This window comes from Eubacterium sp. CAG:161, from assembly GCF_000432355.1.
GTDB classification, from domain to species: domain Bacteria; phylum Bacillota; class Clostridia; order Lachnospirales; family Lachnospiraceae; genus Eubacterium_G; species Eubacterium_G segne.
Window position 1 is genome coordinate 1 of the sequence record NZ_HF991846.1, and the last position, 641, is coordinate 641.

Annotated in this window: 1 protein-coding gene; it reads left to right on the forward strand. The window is 37.4% G+C overall.

Annotated features, from left to right (window positions below):
• Window positions 1–31 precede the first annotated feature (31 nt).
• Window positions 32–641 (forward strand): hypothetical protein (locus Q5O30_RS01545; RefSeq protein ID WP_302674511.1); only part of this gene is annotated, 610 nt, incomplete at its 3' end.

Sequence of the window (641 nt, forward strand, 5' to 3'; positions counted from 1 at the left end):
AAAAAAGTTGAGTTATAGAAAGGAGTATATGATGAAATTAAGTAATTCAATGAAAAAGTTTTTTGCTTATGTTTGTGCCATAGCTATGGTTGTCAGTTCGATGACATTTTATGGACAGACATCGGTTAAGGCAAAGGGAAGCGTTGCTGTAGATGGAAAAGTTTATACAGTTACAGACGGCGATGCTACTATTGTAGGATTTACATGTCAGGGAATATTTGACAAGGCAAGAATCCATTTTGCATGGGGTACAGAAGTAGATGCTGCTTCTATTACAACAACAGTAGATGGAAAAAGTGTAAAAATTGACGGAACAAATGCCCATGGTATGTTTATTCCTTTATCAGAGGTAAGCACATTGGCAGTAGGAGAATATCAGATAGTTGTTAGCGCAACAGCTACAGAAAATTCAGCTACTGTTACAGGAAATGCAACATTAAAAATCGAAGATGAAGGGGAAACAACAACAAGAGATCCTTCAGTAAAGGTTTGGACAGACTTAGGGGATGGATTCTCATATGACGATTCAACAACAGCATCAGTTATTAATATTCAGCAGCCGGATTGGTCTCCTGAAAAAGGTATATATGTAAATGTACCGGCAGGAATCAACTCAGTTGCAGTTAATGGAAAAACAGGTG